The following is a 15324-nucleotide window of genomic DNA, read 5'->3' on the forward strand; positions in this document are numbered from 1 at the left end:
AATTGATGTATGAATCATTTGCCAACAAAATCCAATTTCGTTGATATCGCACGGCATCTGACAGAGAGCATTGCTTCCGGCCGCTTCCCTGTCGGCAGCCTCCTTCCTACAGAAATGGAGCTGTGCGATCACTACTCCACCAGCCGCCATACAGTGCGCGCCGCATTGCATGAGTTGCAACAACTGGGGCTGGTTTCACGCAAAAAAAATGTGGGAACGCGCGTGGAAGCAATCCAGGCAACAAACGAATTCAGGCCGTCGCTGGCATCGCTTGATGATCTGATCCAGTTCGGTAATACCCATGTCCGCAAGCTTCAGGATGTTGTGAGCCAGAAGATAAAGAAAGATCTTGCGGAAGATCTCCGGTGCAAAGCCGGGAGCACATGGATACGCATTTCCAGTCTGCGCATGGATAGCGCCAATGATCGATTGCCTGTCGGGTGGACCGATGTTTATATTCCACCGGCGCATGCCGAAATCGCTGAACTTGTTCGACATTCGCCAGGCTTGCTGATCAGCACACTGATAGAAAAACGTTACGGAAGACGCATCGAGCAGGTCGAACAGGAAATCCGCGCGGTAACGATTGATGAATCGATGGCGCATGCATTGCAGGTAGAGGTCGGCACAACAGCACTGAAAATCATCCGATGGTATTCAGATGCAGCTGGCGACGTGTTTGAAGTTTCGGTTTCAATCCATCCGGCTGAACGCTTCTCCGTCTCGATGCTTCTAAAGCGATCATAAGGTCGGCATAGGTCACTCTTCATGAGGAATACCGCACCGCCCTCATTGAGTGGCTGTGCCCGCCGTCTCTTGCGGATCCCTGGTTCATGGACTTAACATCAGCTTTGCCACACGCATCCAGGAACACATGCATGGAAGGATCTTCATCTCTCGGCCGCAATGTTCCTTTTTTGGATGCGCTTCCATCCGCGTCAGCAACCAAGAGCGCGATGCGGACCGAACTTAATACCATCTTGATGGTGCGAGTCTAACGCCGCCTCGCCGTGCGCAATAGGAACACATCCGCTATCAATACGGGGATACAGTTCTGAATGCCACCGACTGCCGTCGCAAGGCTAACGAACGATCGATCATTCAAGGGCTGTGCGTTACCGCTGCAGCAGCTCAACTCTGCCGTTCAGCTTGTCAGCCGAGAGCGCTCTTTCTTTATTCCGCTCTTGCATGCCGATCGGCCAACGGCTATATTACCCAAGTCGAAAAAGGCAGACTTGGTGTGGTCCAGCCCAGGTCCTTCTGAAAGCTGAAGCTCTGTCCATGCCCGTGCATGAGTCCCACGACGAATATCAACGCCATCCTGGCGTTCTTTGTTCGTCCGTGCGGTTCTCAAAGACAACGAACCGTCCTGGTCGAACGACCACTAAGGAGTTTTCATGCACGATGCTTTTATCTACGATGCCGCCATTGCCGGCGGCGGTCCTGTTGGTTTATTTCTGGCTTGCGAGTTACGCCTTGCCGGTCTCTCCGTGTTGGTGCTGGAGCAAGCCGAAGATCCACATTCTCCGTTGAAACAGCTCCCTTTCGGGATACGCGGCCTGTCCATCCCTACCGTCGAATCATTTTATCGGCGCGGCTTGTTGGACGACATCAAAGCGCAGCAAGATGCAACGCATGCTTCGGATCCATCACGCCGTGGCAACGCGGGCGCTGCGCACTGGATGCAACAGCCGCGTCTTTCAGGCGGCCATTTTGCCGGTATCCAGTTCTATCGCGACAACATCGACGCCTCAAAGTGGGCCTATCGTCTGCCGGGTCAGACCGACGCGATACTGGTCAGCAATATGGCGCATATCGAATCCGTATTGGCAGCCCGGGCCGGCGCCATGGGCGTAGAGATCAGGCGCGGCTTTGCAGTAGAAGCTTTCGAGCAATCGGAGGAAGATGTGAGCGTTCGCGCTGGCGGCCAGGCTTTTCGTGCGCGTTGGCTGATCGGATGCGATGGCGGCCGCAGTACCGTGCGCAAGCTTGCCCACATGGAGTTTGCCGGCACGGAGCCTGAGTTCACCGGCTATTCGGCAGAAATCGAGATGGCCGATCCGGACAAACTTTCTCCGGGCCGCCATTACACAGCCACGGGCATGTACACCTACCAATCGCCGGGCACTGTCGCCATGGTCGATTTTGACGGCGGTGCTTGCCATCGGACTCAGCCGATGACGCGGGAGCACGTGCAGTCGGTGTTGCGACGAGTTTCCGGCACCGACGTCACCGTCACGGCGCTCAAGCTTGCGAGCACCTGGACCGATCGCGCCTTTCAGGCGACGGCCTATCGCAAGGGGCGAGTGCTGCTCGCCGGCGACGCGGCGCATATCCATTCACCATTGGGTGGCCAGGGGCTCAACCTCGGGTTGGGTGACGCCATGAATCTCGGCTGGAAGCTGGCGGCCACCATCCACGGCAATGCGCCGGATGGTTTGCTCGACAGCTATCACTCGGAACGGCATCCGGTGGGCGCGCAGATACTTGACTGGTCGCGCGCTCAGGTCGGACTGATGCGGCCAAGCCGAAGTTCGCGCGCGCTGGAAGCGATCATCCGGGATCTTATCGGAACACGTGATGGCGCGACCTATTTTGCCGAGCGCGTGTGGGGACTGTCGCTGCGCTACGATCTTGGCGACAGTCACCCGCTGGTCGGCCGCAGTGTGCCTGAATTCGAGCTGGCCGACGGCGCCAGACCTGGTGATCTTCTCCGCACCGGGAAAGGTCTATTGCTGGACTTTGGCGCCGGCAAACCTCTGCAAGAGGCAGCGTGCCGATGGAATGGCAGCGTCACCTATGTCGCCGGCGATGCGAAAGATAAGCTCGGCGTGTCTAGCGTGCTGGTGCGTCCTGATGGCATTGTCGCGTGGGTGTGGCCCAACGCCGGCAGTAACGCCAACGATACAGCAGCCGCCTCGAAAGCACTTGCTCAGGCCGCTTCACGATGGTTTTGTGAAGCACAAAAGCACACTTGAAGACAGCGATGCGAAGAACACGCCTGCTCTTCAGGAAAATTTAGCACTGGTTTTCAAGCCAGATACAATATTGCGCGCTCTGATACGTCTTCAGCTATCTAAGCCCTCAGCCCCGCGCTTGTCCTCCCAAGAAAGAAAACATGACTACCGCAACCGCAGCCCCACCCAATCAATTCTCTCGTTACCAGAAATTTGTCGTCGGCATGCTGGCTTTCCTGCAATTTGCCGTGATTCTCGACTTCATGCTCATGTCGCCGCTGGGCGCCGTGATCATGCCTGCCATGCAGATTGCACCAAGCCAGTTTGGCTTGGTAGTGTCAGCCTATGCGTTCAGCGCCGGCATCTCGGGCCTGCTGACGGCCGGCTTTGCAGACCGTTTTGACCGCAAGCGCCTGTTGCTGTTCTTTTACACCGGCTTCATTCTGGGCACACTGTGGTGCGGCCTGGCGCAAAGCTTTGAAAGCCTGTTGGCGGCGCGCATCGTCACCGGCCTGTTTGGCGGCGTGATCGGTTCCATCGTGCTGGCCATCTCAACCGACCTGTTCCCGCTGAGCATGCGTGGCCGCGTGATGGGCATGATCCAGACCGCTTTCGCCGCCAGCCAGGTGCTGGGGATTCCGATCGGGTTGTACCTGTCGAATCGCTGGAACTGGCACATCCCTTTCATTGCGATGGCTGCTATGGGCGCCATCGGTGGGCTGGTCGTGATGTGGAAAATGCAACCTGTCACCGATCACCTGAAGATGCCGAGCGAACACAGTGCGTGGATGCATCTGTTCCATACCGTGACCGAGTCGCGCTATCTGATGGCGTTTGCCACGACGGCCCTGCTGATGACCGGTGGTTTCATGCTGATGCCGTTCAGCAGCGCGTATCTGGTGGCTAACCTGGGCATCGATCTGCACCATCTGCCATCGGTCTATCTGATCACCGGTTTGTTCACGATCTTCATCGGGCCGATGATCGGCAAGGCAGCGGACAAGATCGGCAAATTCCGCGTGTTCATGTTCGGTACCGGCTTGTCGATCGTGATGGTGCTGGTCTACACCCATCTGGGCCGCGTATCGCTGCCGGTGGTGATTTTTGTGAATGTCGTGCTGTTTGTGGGGATTTTCTCGCGCATGATTCCGTTCCAGGCGCTGGTGTCGTCGGTGCCGGCAGCTAATCAGCGTGGGTCTTTCAACGCGATCAGCGCGTCCATCCAGCAACTGTCGGGTGGACTGGCATCCGTGGTTGCGGGGCACATCGTCGCCATCGGGACGGATGGCCAACTGCAAAACTTCGACGTGATCGGCTATGTCGTCGTCGGTACGTCGCTGGTGGCATTGACACTGGTATGGCGTCTGAACCGCAGCCTCCAGCAACGGGCGGCGCTGGCAGCCAACGCTGCCGACACCCCAGCCAAAGCTAACGCTGCCCCTTAGCCATATCCGACTTCAGCTGAGCGGCGCTGCTCTCTTCCTTGGCCAGCGCCGCTGCTTCGATACACTCCAGCAACGTTGCCACAGCGATGCTGGGCGCCGGCGCGATACGCTGCAGCACGCCGATTTCCCGAAAAAATCCGGTTCCTCCCAGCGGCAAAACGCGCAGTTTCCTGATCGATGCTCCGGCAGCGAGATCGTAGGGAATGATTGCCACGCCCAGCCCTTTCCTGACCATTTCGATGATGACCATGGGTTCGTCCAGCTCCATGGTGTCGTTCACCTGCAGACGCGTACGCTTGAGATAGCGATCCACCAATTGCCCGCCATACGAGCGGCGGCTGTAGCGTAAAAAAGGATGCGCCGCCAGCAAAGCCTTGATTGAGGTCTCCTGCGCCGACAACGGTGCAATGGCGACATAGGTTTCGCGCAGCATGGTGCTCCACGTCAACCCCTTGGTCATCTTCAGATTGGGGCGGATCATGATCGCCAGCGATAAGTCATTGCTGTCGATTTGCGACATTAATTGCACCGACGTGCCCGGCACGACATTGACTTCAACCAGCGGCAGTTTCTTGCGAAAATCCGCCAGCGCTGCCGGCAACAAACCCAACTGAACGGTAGAGATCGCACCGATGTCGATCTTGCCTCGGGTAGCGGCGACCTCGGTCTGTCCCTTCATGGATTCAAACAGCCGGATGATCTCTTCCGACGTTCGCAGCAATTGTTTGCCGTGGTCGCTGACGGTGACGGACTTCCCCACCCGGGTGAAGAGCTCGCAGTTCAATTCTTCTTCCAGCCGCCTGATTTGCATGCTGACCGCAGACTGCGTCAAGCCCAGCCGCGCCCCGGCAGTGGAGAACGATCCAAGCTGTGCTGCAGCGATAAAGGTCTTCAGATAGCGAATCATGCTTATGAAAAATTTGAATTAACAAGATCAAAATTGATAATTTTACATCACAAATTTGTGTATATAGACTGCGTTAAATCCTTGGCAATCGCAGGGTCTTGCGGACATATGCCCGTTCCAGCGGCCTGTTTGCATTTCATTCATCGACATTTATTCAGGAAGGAAACCAAGATGACATCGACATCGCTATTTCACCTCGCATTCCCCGTCAAGGATATCGCTGAAGCACGTGCTTTCTACGGCGACCTGCTCGGCTGCCCGGAAGGCCGCAGCTCCGAGAAATGGGTGGATTTCAATTTTTACGGCCATCAATTGGTGGCGCATCTGGCGCCGGAAGAAACCGGTTTCAGCGTCAGCAATTCGGTAGACGACCATGACGTTCCCTCCCGCCACTTCGGCGCGATCCTGTCCTTGCCTGAGTGGGAAGCCCTCGCCTCGCGGCTGAAGTCTGCCGGCATCAAGTTCATCATCGAACCCTACATCCGCTTCAAGGGTGAAGTCGGCGAGCAAGCCACCATGTTCTTTCTCGATCCTTCCGGCAACGCACTGGAATTCAAATCCTTCGCCAACATGGATTACATCTTCGCGAAGTAATCCGCTCGCCACACATCACATCAGGGGGAAGAAATGAAGAAACTCTTACTGGCATTGGTCCATGTCGGCGCTCTTGCCGGCCTGCAAACCGTGCATTACAGCCATGCGGCACAAAGCGATGAACTGAACGGCACACTGAAGAAAATCAAGGAAAAAGGCGTGATCGTGCTCGGCGTACGCGATTCGACCAAACCGTTTTCCTACCTGAACGACAAGCAGGACTACGAAGGCTATGCGGTCGACCTGTGCCTCTCCATCGCCAAGACCATCCAGCGCAAACTTGGCATGTCGCAACTGACCATCTCGATGGTGCCGGTAACCTCGTCCAGCCGCATCCCGCTGATTCAGAACGGCACGGTCGACATTGAATGCGGCAACACCACCAACACGGCCGAGCGCCAGAACATCGTGGAGTTTTCGCCAACCTATTACGTCAGTGGTTCACGCCTGTTGAGCAAGCGCGCCAGCAACATCCAATCGCTGGCCGACCTGCGTGGCAAAAAGCTGGTCATCAACAGCGGTACCACGCACATCAAAATGGTCACCATGCTCAACGATGAGCAAAAGCTGGGCATCGACATCATCGCCTCACGCGATACTGCCGAAGGAATGCTAGCCGTGGAAACCGGCCGGGCCGCCGCCTTCATGAACGACGATATCGTACTGGCCTCGCTGGCCGGCAGCAGCAAGATCAAAAACGAACTGGTGGTCGGCAAGGATGCACTGTCGGTCGAGCCTTTCGGCCTGATTTATCGCAAGAATGATCCCGCCTTCAAACAGGTGGTCGACGGCAGCATCGCCAATATCTTCAAATCCGGCGACATCAACAAGATCTATGCAAAGTGGTTTCAGTCACCGTCGCTGCCACACGGACAAAACCTGAACTGGCCCATGAGCCCGGAAACCCAGGCCGCAATCGCCAAAATCAGCAACTCGCCCAATCCGGCGGACTATGCACCGCTGCCGAAGGAACAATTGTCGCTGGTCAGGAAGAAGTAAAACATTGCTGCAGGAGAGCGAAAGCACTTCGCAGACAAAGGTAGACGCACAAGCAAAAGCGCCCCATCAGGGCGCTTTTGCTTATTAAAAAAGAAGAGAAAGACCAGCCGCGAGACTACAATTTTCCGGCCGCAACGTCGGCATCAACAACCTCTCGCGCCACGGTAATGGCATGCTCTTCCGCTTCCGACGAGCTGTTGCCGCGAAATTCGGCACAAGTAGCTCTGCGGAAAGGCACCGGATTATCGTTGCGATGCAACTGGTAACCACCAACCCAGGAGCCGTCGCGCTGCTCATGGCTGCTGGCGCGAATGAAATAACCCTGATGTTCCACCGCATCGCCATCGAGCATCGCGTCGATCAGTGCGCGTGCAAATGCAGCGCCCGCAGCTTGTGCAGCACCGACGTTGGCAAACGGTGCGCCTTTGATATGGGGATAAATGTCTTCACCGATATGCACTGCGCAGGCGATACCGCCCTTGTCCGAATGAATGCTGTCGAGCACGGTGATGTGTTTGCCACGATAGTCCAATCCGTACTGCGCCATGGTCCCACCTGAAAATAATAAGAATAATTACGGCATCGTAGCACAGGCACCCTTCATGTCAGGCAGACAACTCCGCCCGGTACGCCTTGACGCAATGTATTGCGCCATAGCAACCCTTGCCTGGAGCGCGCGCGGCCTGTCATATAATGGCGACCCTACGGCGGAAACAGGCCGATCTATATATGAACCAAAATACAATGACCCGGCCCGGCGTGCCGTCACACAGCGCGCACGGCATCAGACTGGAATCGGTCACGCTCAAACGCGGCGACCGCGTGGTCTTCGAACAATTGACGCTGCACTTGACGCAATCGCGCATCGGCCTGATCGGTGACAACGGCGCCGGCAAGAGCAGCCTGTTTCGCCTCATTTGCGGACTGGATCAACCGCAGTCGGGCCGCGTGACGGTGCATGGCAGCGATACCGCCCATGCCGCTGATCGCCGCACATTGCCGCGCAAGGTCGGCTTGATGTTTCAGAACCCGGACGATCAGATCATCTTCCCGACGGTCGCTGAAGAACTGGCGTTCAGCCTGACTGCGGCCGGGACAGAAAAGAAGCAGGCGCGTGAACAGGCGCTTGCCTTTCTGGCTGAACGGCATCGTGCCGACTGGGCGCCACGCGCCATCGGTGAACTGAGCCAGGGGCAGCGCCAGCAAGTCTGCCTGATGGCGCTGCAAATCACGCATCCGGCAACGCTTCTGCTGGATGAACCCTATTCCAGCCTCGACATGCCGAGTCAGCTGCGGCTGTCTGCACAGATCCGTGCGACCGATCAACAGATCATTCTTTCCACCCATTTGCTGGAACACGTGCGGGACTTTGAGCGCGTCCTGTGGCTCGACAATGGCATCTTGCGCGGTGACGGACCGGGGCGGGAAGTCTGCGCAGCCTACGCCGAGGATGTCCGCGAGCGCAGCGTCGCCGATACGATCATCCTGGACACAGCGTTCATGGACGGCGCTCTCCCGAAGCAAGCTGCCGATGCGTAGCCTGTACTCCACACGCCGCACCTGGCTGCACGGAGTGCCTGCCTGGCTCAAGCTGTTGGCGCTGTCCATCGGCGGTACGGCGCTGATGTTGACCGGCGTGCTCGTTCAACTTGCCGTTGCGGCAATGATCGTGCTGGCGCTGTTTCTTTCGCTGGGCCCGGCAGGCTGGCGGCAATGGCGCATGCTGCGCGGCCTGTTGATCGCATGCACACTGATTGCGGGGTTCCACTGGCTGGCAGGCGATCCGGCTGTCGGCGTGATCAGTGCCTTGCGTATCATGGCGGCATCGATGCTGGCGTTGATGCTGACCATCACGACGCGCTTTGACGATTTGCTCACGGTGCTGGAAACGATATTGTCGCCGTTGCGCCGCTTCGGCGTGCCGGTAGAACGCATCGCGCTGGGTATCGGCCTGACGCTGCGTTTTGCTGAAAATTTCTACGCGCAATGGCAGCGTCTCGACGATGCACATCGTGCCCGCACCGGACGCGGTGGCGGCTTGCGTCTGCTGGCGCCGCTGGCTATCCGCGCGCTGCAAACCGCCGAACGCGTGGCCGATGCACTGGTCGCCCGTCTTGGCGGCTAGACAGTAAGGCCCGTAATCCACTGAATCCTTTGCATTCCGTGAATCCCGATAACCGACTTTCTTTTAATGAGTGACCCTTCCATGACAACAACCGGCACCATGACATCTACCCGCTCGCTTTCTTACATCGCCCTGTTCGCTGCCGTGATCGCAGTGTTCGGCCTGATTCCCAAAATCGATCTGCCGTTCGGCGTGCCGATCACGCTGCAATCGCTGGGCATCATGCTGGTCGGCTGTCTGCTGGGCCCGAAGCGCGCGTTCTATACCATTGGACTGTTTCTGGTCGCGGTAGCGCTGGGCCTGCCTTTGCTGTCGGGTGGCCGTGGCGGTATCGGCGTGTTCGTGGCGCCGTCAGCCGGCTTCCTGCTGGGCTGGTGGATCGGCGCGGTGGTGTGCGGTCTTTGCATGCGCCTGTTCATGCGCCGTATGCCGGACGCCAAAGGCAAGCGCCTGCTGATTGCTGCTTTCTTGTCGTCGGTCATCGGCGGCATTCTGGCAATGTATCTGTTCGGCATCCTCGGCCTGATGCTGGCCGCGCATCTGACACTGGTGCAAGCCTCGCTGGCGGTGCTGGCCTTTATTCCCGGCGACTTGGTCAAGTGCGTGATCTGCGCAGTGCTGGTACAAAGCGTGGTGCGCGGCATGCCGGCATGGCGTCTGGACCGCGATTGATTCCATTACGTTCAAACTTCGATACCGTCCATGCGCCGCTGGCGCACTGGGCGGCAACGACGCCGCACGCCATCGCGATTGACGATGGCGTGACCCGCCTCGATTTTGCAGAACTCTTCCAGCAAGTCGCAACGCGTGCAGAGACACTGAAGCAATCCCATCCGGCGGCAGTCTGCTGGGTTGACGACATCAGCGATACGAATAACGCAGTGCCTTTGCTGCTGAGTTTTCTTTCCATTATTTCCGCCAACCGTACTGCCGCCGTCAGCGATCCCGACTGGCCACCGTCCGTGCGTGAGCAAATCTTTGCACGCGTGGCCGCCGGCGTGGGTGCGGAGACAGCACCGGATGTCGCCACCGCTTCCACCCCTTTCTATATCGGATTCACCTCCGGCAGCAGTGGCTTGCCCAAGGGCTTCCGCCGCAATCACGGCTCGTGGACCAGCAGCTTCGATATCTCTCTGGAATCGTTCGGTGCTGGCGCCGGTGCGACGATACTGGTGCCGGGACGCTTGTCGCATTCGACCTTCTTGTTCGGCGCTTTGCTCGGGCTGTGGAGCGGCGCAGGCATCCGGTTGCAGTCGCGCTTTTCGCCGACGGCGGCGCTCGATACCCTGGCTTGCAAGGGTCTTGAAGGCGCCGGCGCCATGGTCACCGTGCCGAGCCAGTTGATCCTGATGCTGGATCTGGCGCAACGCCGTGCCTTGGCGCCGATGCCTGACGTGCAGCTGCTGATGATCGGCGGTGCGCCGTGGACGCGTGCCCGAACGCCGGAGCTGCAGGCCTTGTTCCCACGTGCGCGCATCATTGAATTCTATGGCGCGTCGGAGACCAGCTTCATCGCCTGGACCGACAGCGATAGCGCCCTTCCCGATCACGTTGTCGGCAAACCGTTCAGCAATGTCGACGTGCGCATTGATGCCTCACAACCCAACACGCCTGGATTGATTTACGTGCGCAGCCCGATGGTCTTCAAAGACTACGTCACGCTCAACGAACAATCAGATCAACCTGCTTTGCTGCGCGATGGCGACTGGTTGTCGGTGCGCGATGTCGGCCATCTCGATGAGCAAGGCCGGCTGCATTTGCTCGGACGGCAACAACGCATGCTGCTGGCGCAAGGCAAGAATCTGTTTCCGGAAGAAGTGGAAAGCGTGCTCACAGCGCATCCCGCGGTACATGCCGCCTCGGTGCAAGGCATCCCCGACGCCGTACGCGGCGTGCAAGTGACAGCGCTGCTGGAACTGACCGAAGCCATCAGCGCCGATGCATTGAGCGCATGGTGCCGCGAGCGGCTGGAGCCTTACAAGATTCCGCGCCGTTTCTACGTCTGCGACGACTGGCCGTTGACGCCCAGCGGCAAAAGCGATCACAAGCAACTGGCGCTGCGCCTGAGCACTTCCGACGCATCCTCGTCTTCGTTGCGGCCGTTATGAGCACCCTGAATACAATGCACGACGCCGTTATCCTCGGTTGGGGCCGCAGCGCGGTTACTCCAGTCGGTGGCGCGCTGTCGTCATTGCAGCCGCATGAAATCGGCGCGCCGGTATTGCTGGGCATTCTGCAACGTTTCGGCATTCCGCTCTCCGCCATTGATGCCGTGATCACCGGCAACGCCATGGGTGCAGGCGGCAATCCGGCGCGCATGTTGGCGCTGGCTGCGGGCTGCGCAGATCGCATTCCGGCTCTCTCGGTCGATAGTCAATGTTGCGCCGGCCTTGATACGGTTGCGTTGGCCAACGGCATGCTGGCAGCAGGCAATGCCGATGTCGTGATCGCCGGCGGCGTCGAAGCATGGAGTCGTGCGCCGATACGTCAACATCGTCCGCGTCATTCCGGCGAGCCTGCCATTGAATACGGCAGTCCCGCCTTCGCACCGGATCCGGCACGCGATCCCGATATGCTGCTGGCCGCTGCCCGCCATGCACTTGCCGCCGGCATCACGCGCGAGCGGCAAGACGATTGGGCGATGCAAAGCCATGCACGCGCCGTCGCGGCACGCCTCCGTGTACAAGACGAAATCATCGCCATCGGTGCGGCCACCTACGACAGTTATCCGCGTACACTCGATCAGCGCCACCTCATGCGTATGCCGGTTGTGGCGATCTCGGATGACACCAGCGCAGATGAAGCAGCGCTGCAGCGTCACGCGATCAGCCGTATCGCCATTTCACCGAGCGCCGACGGCGCTGCGTTTGTCATCATCGCCACGCGCGACGCCGCACGACGCCTGAACCTGCGCCCGCAATTTGCATGGCGCGCAGGCGTCAGCGTCGGTGCCTTGCCTGAAACACCAATGCTGGCCGCCATTGATGCCACGCAAGCTGTGCTGGTGCGGACTGCAAACAAGATCGGGAATATATGGGGAGTGGAATTGCACGACGCCTTCGCCGCGCAGGCCATCGCGTTCTGCGAAACATTGCATCTGTCGCCTGCGCAGCTCAATCGCCACGGCGGCGGACTTGGGCGCGGACATCCTATCGGGGCGTCAGGCGCGATCAGTCTGGTGCAATTGCTGGCCGACATGCATCATGCGGCGCCCGATGGCGCGTTGGGTCTGGCGACTATCGCCGCGGCCGGCGGTCTCGGCGCCGCGGCAATTGTCGAGCGCTGCTGAAACTAACGCAAACTAACGCAGCGTTCTGAAAAACTCTTCCGGCTTCAGCCGCTCTGTCCTTACCGTATTTTCCGGCGCATCCGGATCGGCGTAGCCCAACGCCATGCCGCAGACAATGTGATTGTCATTGCCCAGCTCCAGCGTCGAGCGGATCAAACCCGGATACGAGGCCAGCGCGCCGATGGCGCAACTGCCCAGACCATGTGCAGCCGCTGCCAGCATGAGGCCATACAGACACATCCCCAGATCCATGTAACAACCGCTGCCCATGCGCGCATCGATGGTCACCAGCAAAGCCACCGGCGCATTGAAGAAATTGAAGTTGCGTTCGAACTGACGGTCGCGCCCGGCCCGGTCATCGCGGCCGGTCTGCAAGGCGCCGTACAACTCCTTGGCAGCCGCGACCTGACGTCGGCGCAGGGACTGCGGCATCGGCTGCGGAAAATAGCTGTAATCTTCCGGCTCCTGCTTACCCGCCCGAAAAGCCTCCACCAGCGCCGACGACAATCGCGCACGCGCCTCGCCTTCCAGCGAGATGAATTCACCGGGTTGCAGATTGGCGCCACTGGGCGCGCGGCGCGCCATGGACAGCAATTCGGCCAACATGCCGTCAGGCAACGGACGATCGAGGAAGCCGCGCGTGGAATTGCGGGAATGAAGTAAGTCAGAAAACGACAAAAGAGAATCGGGCATAGAATCGGGCACGACAGTGCGTCTGCGCGGAGGTACGACAACGATACAGCCGTGCATAGGACTAAAATGGCTTAAGTGGGCGTCAATATAGCCTATCGCACCGGGTAGCGGCTAAATCCCGGTGGCGATAACACGGATGCTGCAATTCCAAATTGACAATCTTTCATTTTGGAAACAAGCCAAACTTCCTGCCGTCGTCAATTTTTCATTAGAATGCGCATTTGGCTCAGCTTTCAGGAGCCTCATCGGCGGCTTGCCCCGATGCATTGTCAACGCACCGACTCGCCGATTCATCGATTTCCAGATTCCAGTACCTCACCTGCATGGCAACTAAAAAAACATCCCCGTCTGAATACAGCGAATCATCCATCCGCGTCCTGAAAGGACTGGAACCGGTCAAGCAACGTCCGGGCATGTACACCCGGACCGAGAATCCCCTGCACATCCTCCAGGAAGTCATCGACAATGCCTCGGACGAAGCGCTGGGCGGTCATGGCAAGAACATCATGGTCACGCTCAATCCCGACGGCAGCGTCAGCGTCGAGGATGACGGCCGTGGCATCCCGGTGGGACTGCATCCGGAAGAAGGCGTGCCGACAGTCGAAATCGTCTTTACCCGCCTGCACGCCGGCGGCAAGTTTGATAAGGGCAGCGGCGGAGCCTATGCCTTCTCGGGCGGCCTGCACGGTGTTGGCGTATCGGTCACCAACGCGCTGGCGTCGCGCCTGGAAATCACGGTCTGGCGTGAGGCTGGGGTGCACACGCTGGCCTTCTCCGACGGCGATCTGATCGAGAAGCTGAAGTCGCGTCCGATGACGCGTGAAGATAAAAAATCCGGCACCCGTGTGACCGTCTGGCCGAATCCCAAATATTTCGACTCGCCGACGATTTCACAGCAAGAGCTGCAACGCCTGTTGCGCTCCAAGGCAGTGCTGCTGCCGGGCGTGAAGGTGTCGCTCGTCAACGGTAAAACCGGCGACGTGCAAAGCTGGCAATACGATCAAGGCCTGCGCGGCTATCTGATGGAATCGCTGGCGCAGTCGACCAGCGCCGATCCATTGATCCCTCTGTTTGAAGGCGAGCAATACGCCGGTGCCGATGCCGAAGGTTTTGCCGAAGGCGAAGGTGCGGCATGGGTGGTGGCATGGACGGAAGAAGGCAACGTGGTGCGTGAGTCCTACGTCAACCTGATCCCGACCTCAGCCGGCGGTACGCATGAATCCGGCCTGCGTGAAGGTCTGTTCTCGGCGGTGAAGAGCTTCGTCGAAATGCACTCGCTGTTGCCCAAGGGCGTCAAGCTGTTGCCGGAAGACGTGTTCGCACGCGTCTCTTTCGTGCTGTCGGCCAAGGTTCTCGATCCGCAATTCCAAGGCCAGATCAAGGAACGCCTGAATTCGCGCGACGCCGTCCGTCTGGTGTCGACCTTCTCGCGTCCGGCGCTGGAGCTGTGGCTGAACCAGCACGTCGAATACGGCAAGAAACTGGCCGACCTCGTGATCAAGCAGGCGCAAAGCCGTCTGCGCTCGGCGCAAAAAGTCGAAAAGAAAAAATCTTCCGGCGTGGCCGTGTTACCGGGCAAGCTGACCGACTGTGAATCCAACGACATCACACGCAACGAAATCTTCCTGGTCGAAGGCGACTCCGCCGGCGGCTCGGCAAAGATGGGCCGCGACAAAGAGTTTCAGGCGATCCTCCCATTGCGCGGCAAGGTGCTGAACGCCTGGGAAACCGAGCGCGACCGCCTCTTCGCCAACAATGAAATCCATGACATCGCCGTCGCTATCGGCGTCGATCCGCATGGTCACACCGACACACCAGACCTGACCGGACTGCGCTATGGCAAGATTTGCATCCTTTCCGATGCGGACGTTGACGGCTCGCACATTCAGGTGTTGTTGCTGACGCTGTTCTTCAAGCATTTCCCCAAACTGATCGACCACGGCCACATCTGTATCGCACGTCCGCCGCTGTATCGCGTTGACGCGCCGGCACGCGGCAAGAAGCCGGTGCAAAAACTGTACGCACTCGACGACGGTGAACTGGAAGCGATCGAAGACAAGCTGCGCAAGGACGGTCTGAAAGAAGGCGCATGGAGCATCTCGCGCTTCAAAGGCCTGGGTGAAATGAACGCGGAACAATTGTGGGAAACCACCATGAACCCCGACACCCGCCGCCTGCTGCCGGTCTCTTTGGGTGAACTCGACCATATCGCATCCGAAGCGCGCTTCACCATGCTCATGGGCAAAGGCGAAGCCGCCTCACGCCGTGCCTGGATCGAAGAGCACGGCAACGAAGCGGAAGCGGACATTTAAGAC

The 15324-nt window shown here is 58.8% G+C and carries 14 protein-coding genes; 11 read left to right on the forward strand and 3 right to left on the reverse strand.

Annotation, left to right across the window (positions count from 1 at the left end; all coding sequences use genetic code 11):
* Positions 1-9 precede the first annotated feature (9 nt).
* From hmeg3_RS16360 to hmeg3_RS16370, 3 genes are all read left to right on the forward strand, one after another.
* Positions 10-747: a GntR family transcriptional regulator gene (locus hmeg3_RS16360; protein ID WP_094564662.1), complete on the forward strand. Its 738-nt coding sequence runs from the start codon at positions 10-12 to the stop codon at positions 745-747.
* Positions 748-1397: 650 nt separating this feature from the next.
* Entirely contained in the window at positions 1398-2978 is a 1581-nt protein-coding gene (locus hmeg3_RS16365) for an FAD-dependent monooxygenase (RefSeq protein ID WP_094564663.1), read from the forward strand.
* A gap of 140 nt (positions 2979-3118) precedes the next feature.
* Entirely contained in the window at positions 3119-4402 is a 1284-nt protein-coding gene (locus hmeg3_RS16370) for an MFS transporter (RefSeq protein WP_094564664.1), read from the forward strand.
* Here hmeg3_RS16370 and hmeg3_RS16375 read toward each other — a convergent pair.
* Entirely contained in the window at positions 4386-5309 is a 924-nt protein-coding gene (locus hmeg3_RS16375) for a LysR family transcriptional regulator (RefSeq protein ID WP_094564665.1), read from the reverse strand. The genes hmeg3_RS16370 and hmeg3_RS16375 overlap by 17 nt on opposite strands.
* Before the next feature lie 171 nt (positions 5310-5480).
* On the opposite strand from hmeg3_RS16375, the gene hmeg3_RS16380 reads away from it, so the two are divergent.
* Positions 5481-5903: a VOC family protein gene (locus hmeg3_RS16380; protein ID WP_094564666.1), complete on the forward strand. Its 423-nt coding sequence runs from the start codon at positions 5481-5483 to the stop codon at positions 5901-5903.
* A 33-nt stretch (positions 5904-5936) separates the two neighbouring features.
* Positions 5937-6902: an amino acid ABC transporter substrate-binding protein gene (locus hmeg3_RS16385; RefSeq protein ID WP_094564667.1), complete on the forward strand. Its 966-nt coding sequence runs from the start codon at positions 5937-5939 to the stop codon at positions 6900-6902.
* Positions 6903-7017: 115 nt separating this feature from the next.
* Here the strand turns inward: hmeg3_RS16385 and hmeg3_RS16390 are convergent, their stop codons facing one another.
* On the reverse strand, positions 7018-7449 hold the full coding sequence (locus hmeg3_RS16390) for a hypothetical protein (protein ID WP_094564668.1): 432 nt from the start codon (positions 7447-7449) through the stop codon (positions 7018-7020).
* Positions 7450-7631: 182 nt separating this feature from the next.
* Between hmeg3_RS16390 and hmeg3_RS16395 the strand changes: the two genes are divergently transcribed.
* From hmeg3_RS16395 to hmeg3_RS16415, 5 genes are all read left to right on the forward strand, one after another.
* Positions 7632-8441: an energy-coupling factor ABC transporter ATP-binding protein gene (locus hmeg3_RS16395; RefSeq protein ID WP_094564669.1), complete on the forward strand. Its 810-nt coding sequence runs from the start codon at positions 7632-7634 to the stop codon at positions 8439-8441.
* Complete coding sequence (locus tag hmeg3_RS16400; RefSeq protein ID WP_094564670.1) at positions 8434-9027, forward strand: energy-coupling factor transporter transmembrane protein EcfT; 594 nt, start codon at positions 8434-8436, stop codon at positions 9025-9027. The genes hmeg3_RS16395 and hmeg3_RS16400 overlap by 8 nt, the downstream gene beginning before the upstream one ends.
* Positions 9028-9108: 81 nt before the next feature.
* Positions 9109-9699 carry a biotin transporter BioY gene (locus tag hmeg3_RS16405; protein ID WP_198361887.1) on the forward strand — a complete coding sequence of 197 codons (591 nt, stop codon included), beginning with the start codon at positions 9109-9111 and terminating at the stop codon, positions 9697-9699.
* Entirely contained in the window at positions 9696-11135 is a 1440-nt protein-coding gene (locus hmeg3_RS16410) for an AMP-binding protein (RefSeq protein ID WP_232511677.1), read from the forward strand. Before hmeg3_RS16405 ends, hmeg3_RS16410 begins: the two co-directional genes overlap by 4 nt.
* A complete protein-coding gene (locus hmeg3_RS16415; protein WP_232511679.1) occupies positions 11132-12316 on the forward strand; it encodes an acetyl-CoA C-acyltransferase in 1185 nt (394 codons plus the stop codon). The genes hmeg3_RS16410 and hmeg3_RS16415 overlap by 4 nt, the downstream gene beginning before the upstream one ends.
* A 12-nt stretch (positions 12317-12328) precedes the next feature.
* Here hmeg3_RS16415 and hmeg3_RS16420 read toward each other — a convergent pair whose 3' ends face one another.
* On the reverse strand, positions 12329-13009 hold the full coding sequence (locus hmeg3_RS16420) for a nitroreductase (protein WP_094564673.1): 681 nt from the start codon (positions 13007-13009) through the stop codon (positions 12329-12331).
* Between the two features lie 323 nt (positions 13010-13332).
* Between hmeg3_RS16420 and hmeg3_RS16425 the strand changes: the two genes are divergently transcribed.
* Complete coding sequence (locus hmeg3_RS16425) at positions 13333-15321, forward strand: DNA topoisomerase IV subunit B (RefSeq protein ID WP_094564674.1); 1989 nt, start codon at positions 13333-13335, stop codon at positions 15319-15321.
* The last annotated feature ends 3 nt before the right edge of the window (positions 15322-15324 follow it).

This window comes from Herbaspirillum sp. meg3 (assembly GCF_002257565.1).
In the GTDB taxonomy this organism is placed as follows: Bacteria; Pseudomonadota; Gammaproteobacteria; order Burkholderiales; family Burkholderiaceae_D; genus Herbaspirillum.

Coding starts and splice junctions, on each gene's coding strand:
- hmeg3_RS16360 (WP_094564662.1), top strand. CDS start 10: ATGAATCATTTGCCAACAAAATCCAATTTCGTTGATATCGCACGGCAT.
- hmeg3_RS16365 (WP_094564663.1), top strand. CDS start 1,398: ATGCACGATGCTTTTATCTACGATGCCGCCATTGCCGGCGGCGGTCCT.
- hmeg3_RS16370 (WP_094564664.1), top strand. CDS start 3,119: ATGACTACCGCAACCGCAGCCCCACCCAATCAATTCTCTCGTTACCAG.
- hmeg3_RS16375 (WP_094564665.1), bottom strand. CDS start 5,309: ATGATTCGCTATCTGAAGACCTTTATCGCTGCAGCACAGCTTGGATCG.
- hmeg3_RS16380 (WP_094564666.1), top strand. CDS start 5,481: ATGACATCGACATCGCTATTTCACCTCGCATTCCCCGTCAAGGATATC.
- hmeg3_RS16385 (WP_094564667.1), top strand. CDS start 5,937: ATGAAGAAACTCTTACTGGCATTGGTCCATGTCGGCGCTCTTGCCGGC.
- hmeg3_RS16390 (WP_094564668.1), bottom strand. CDS start 7,449: ATGGCGCAGTACGGATTGGACTATCGTGGCAAACACATCACCGTGCTC.
- hmeg3_RS16395 (WP_094564669.1), top strand. CDS start 7,632: ATGAACCAAAATACAATGACCCGGCCCGGCGTGCCGTCACACAGCGCG.
- hmeg3_RS16400 (WP_094564670.1), top strand. CDS start 8,434: ATGCGTAGCCTGTACTCCACACGCCGCACCTGGCTGCACGGAGTGCCT.
- hmeg3_RS16405 (WP_198361887.1), top strand. CDS start 9,109: ATGACAACAACCGGCACCATGACATCTACCCGCTCGCTTTCTTACATC.
- hmeg3_RS16415 (WP_232511679.1), top strand. CDS start 11,132: ATGAGCACCCTGAATACAATGCACGACGCCGTTATCCTCGGTTGGGGC.
- hmeg3_RS16420 (WP_094564673.1), bottom strand. CDS start 13,009: ATGCCCGATTCTCTTTTGTCGTTTTCTGACTTACTTCATTCCCGCAAT.
- hmeg3_RS16425 (WP_094564674.1), top strand. CDS start 13,333: ATGGCAACTAAAAAAACATCCCCGTCTGAATACAGCGAATCATCCATC.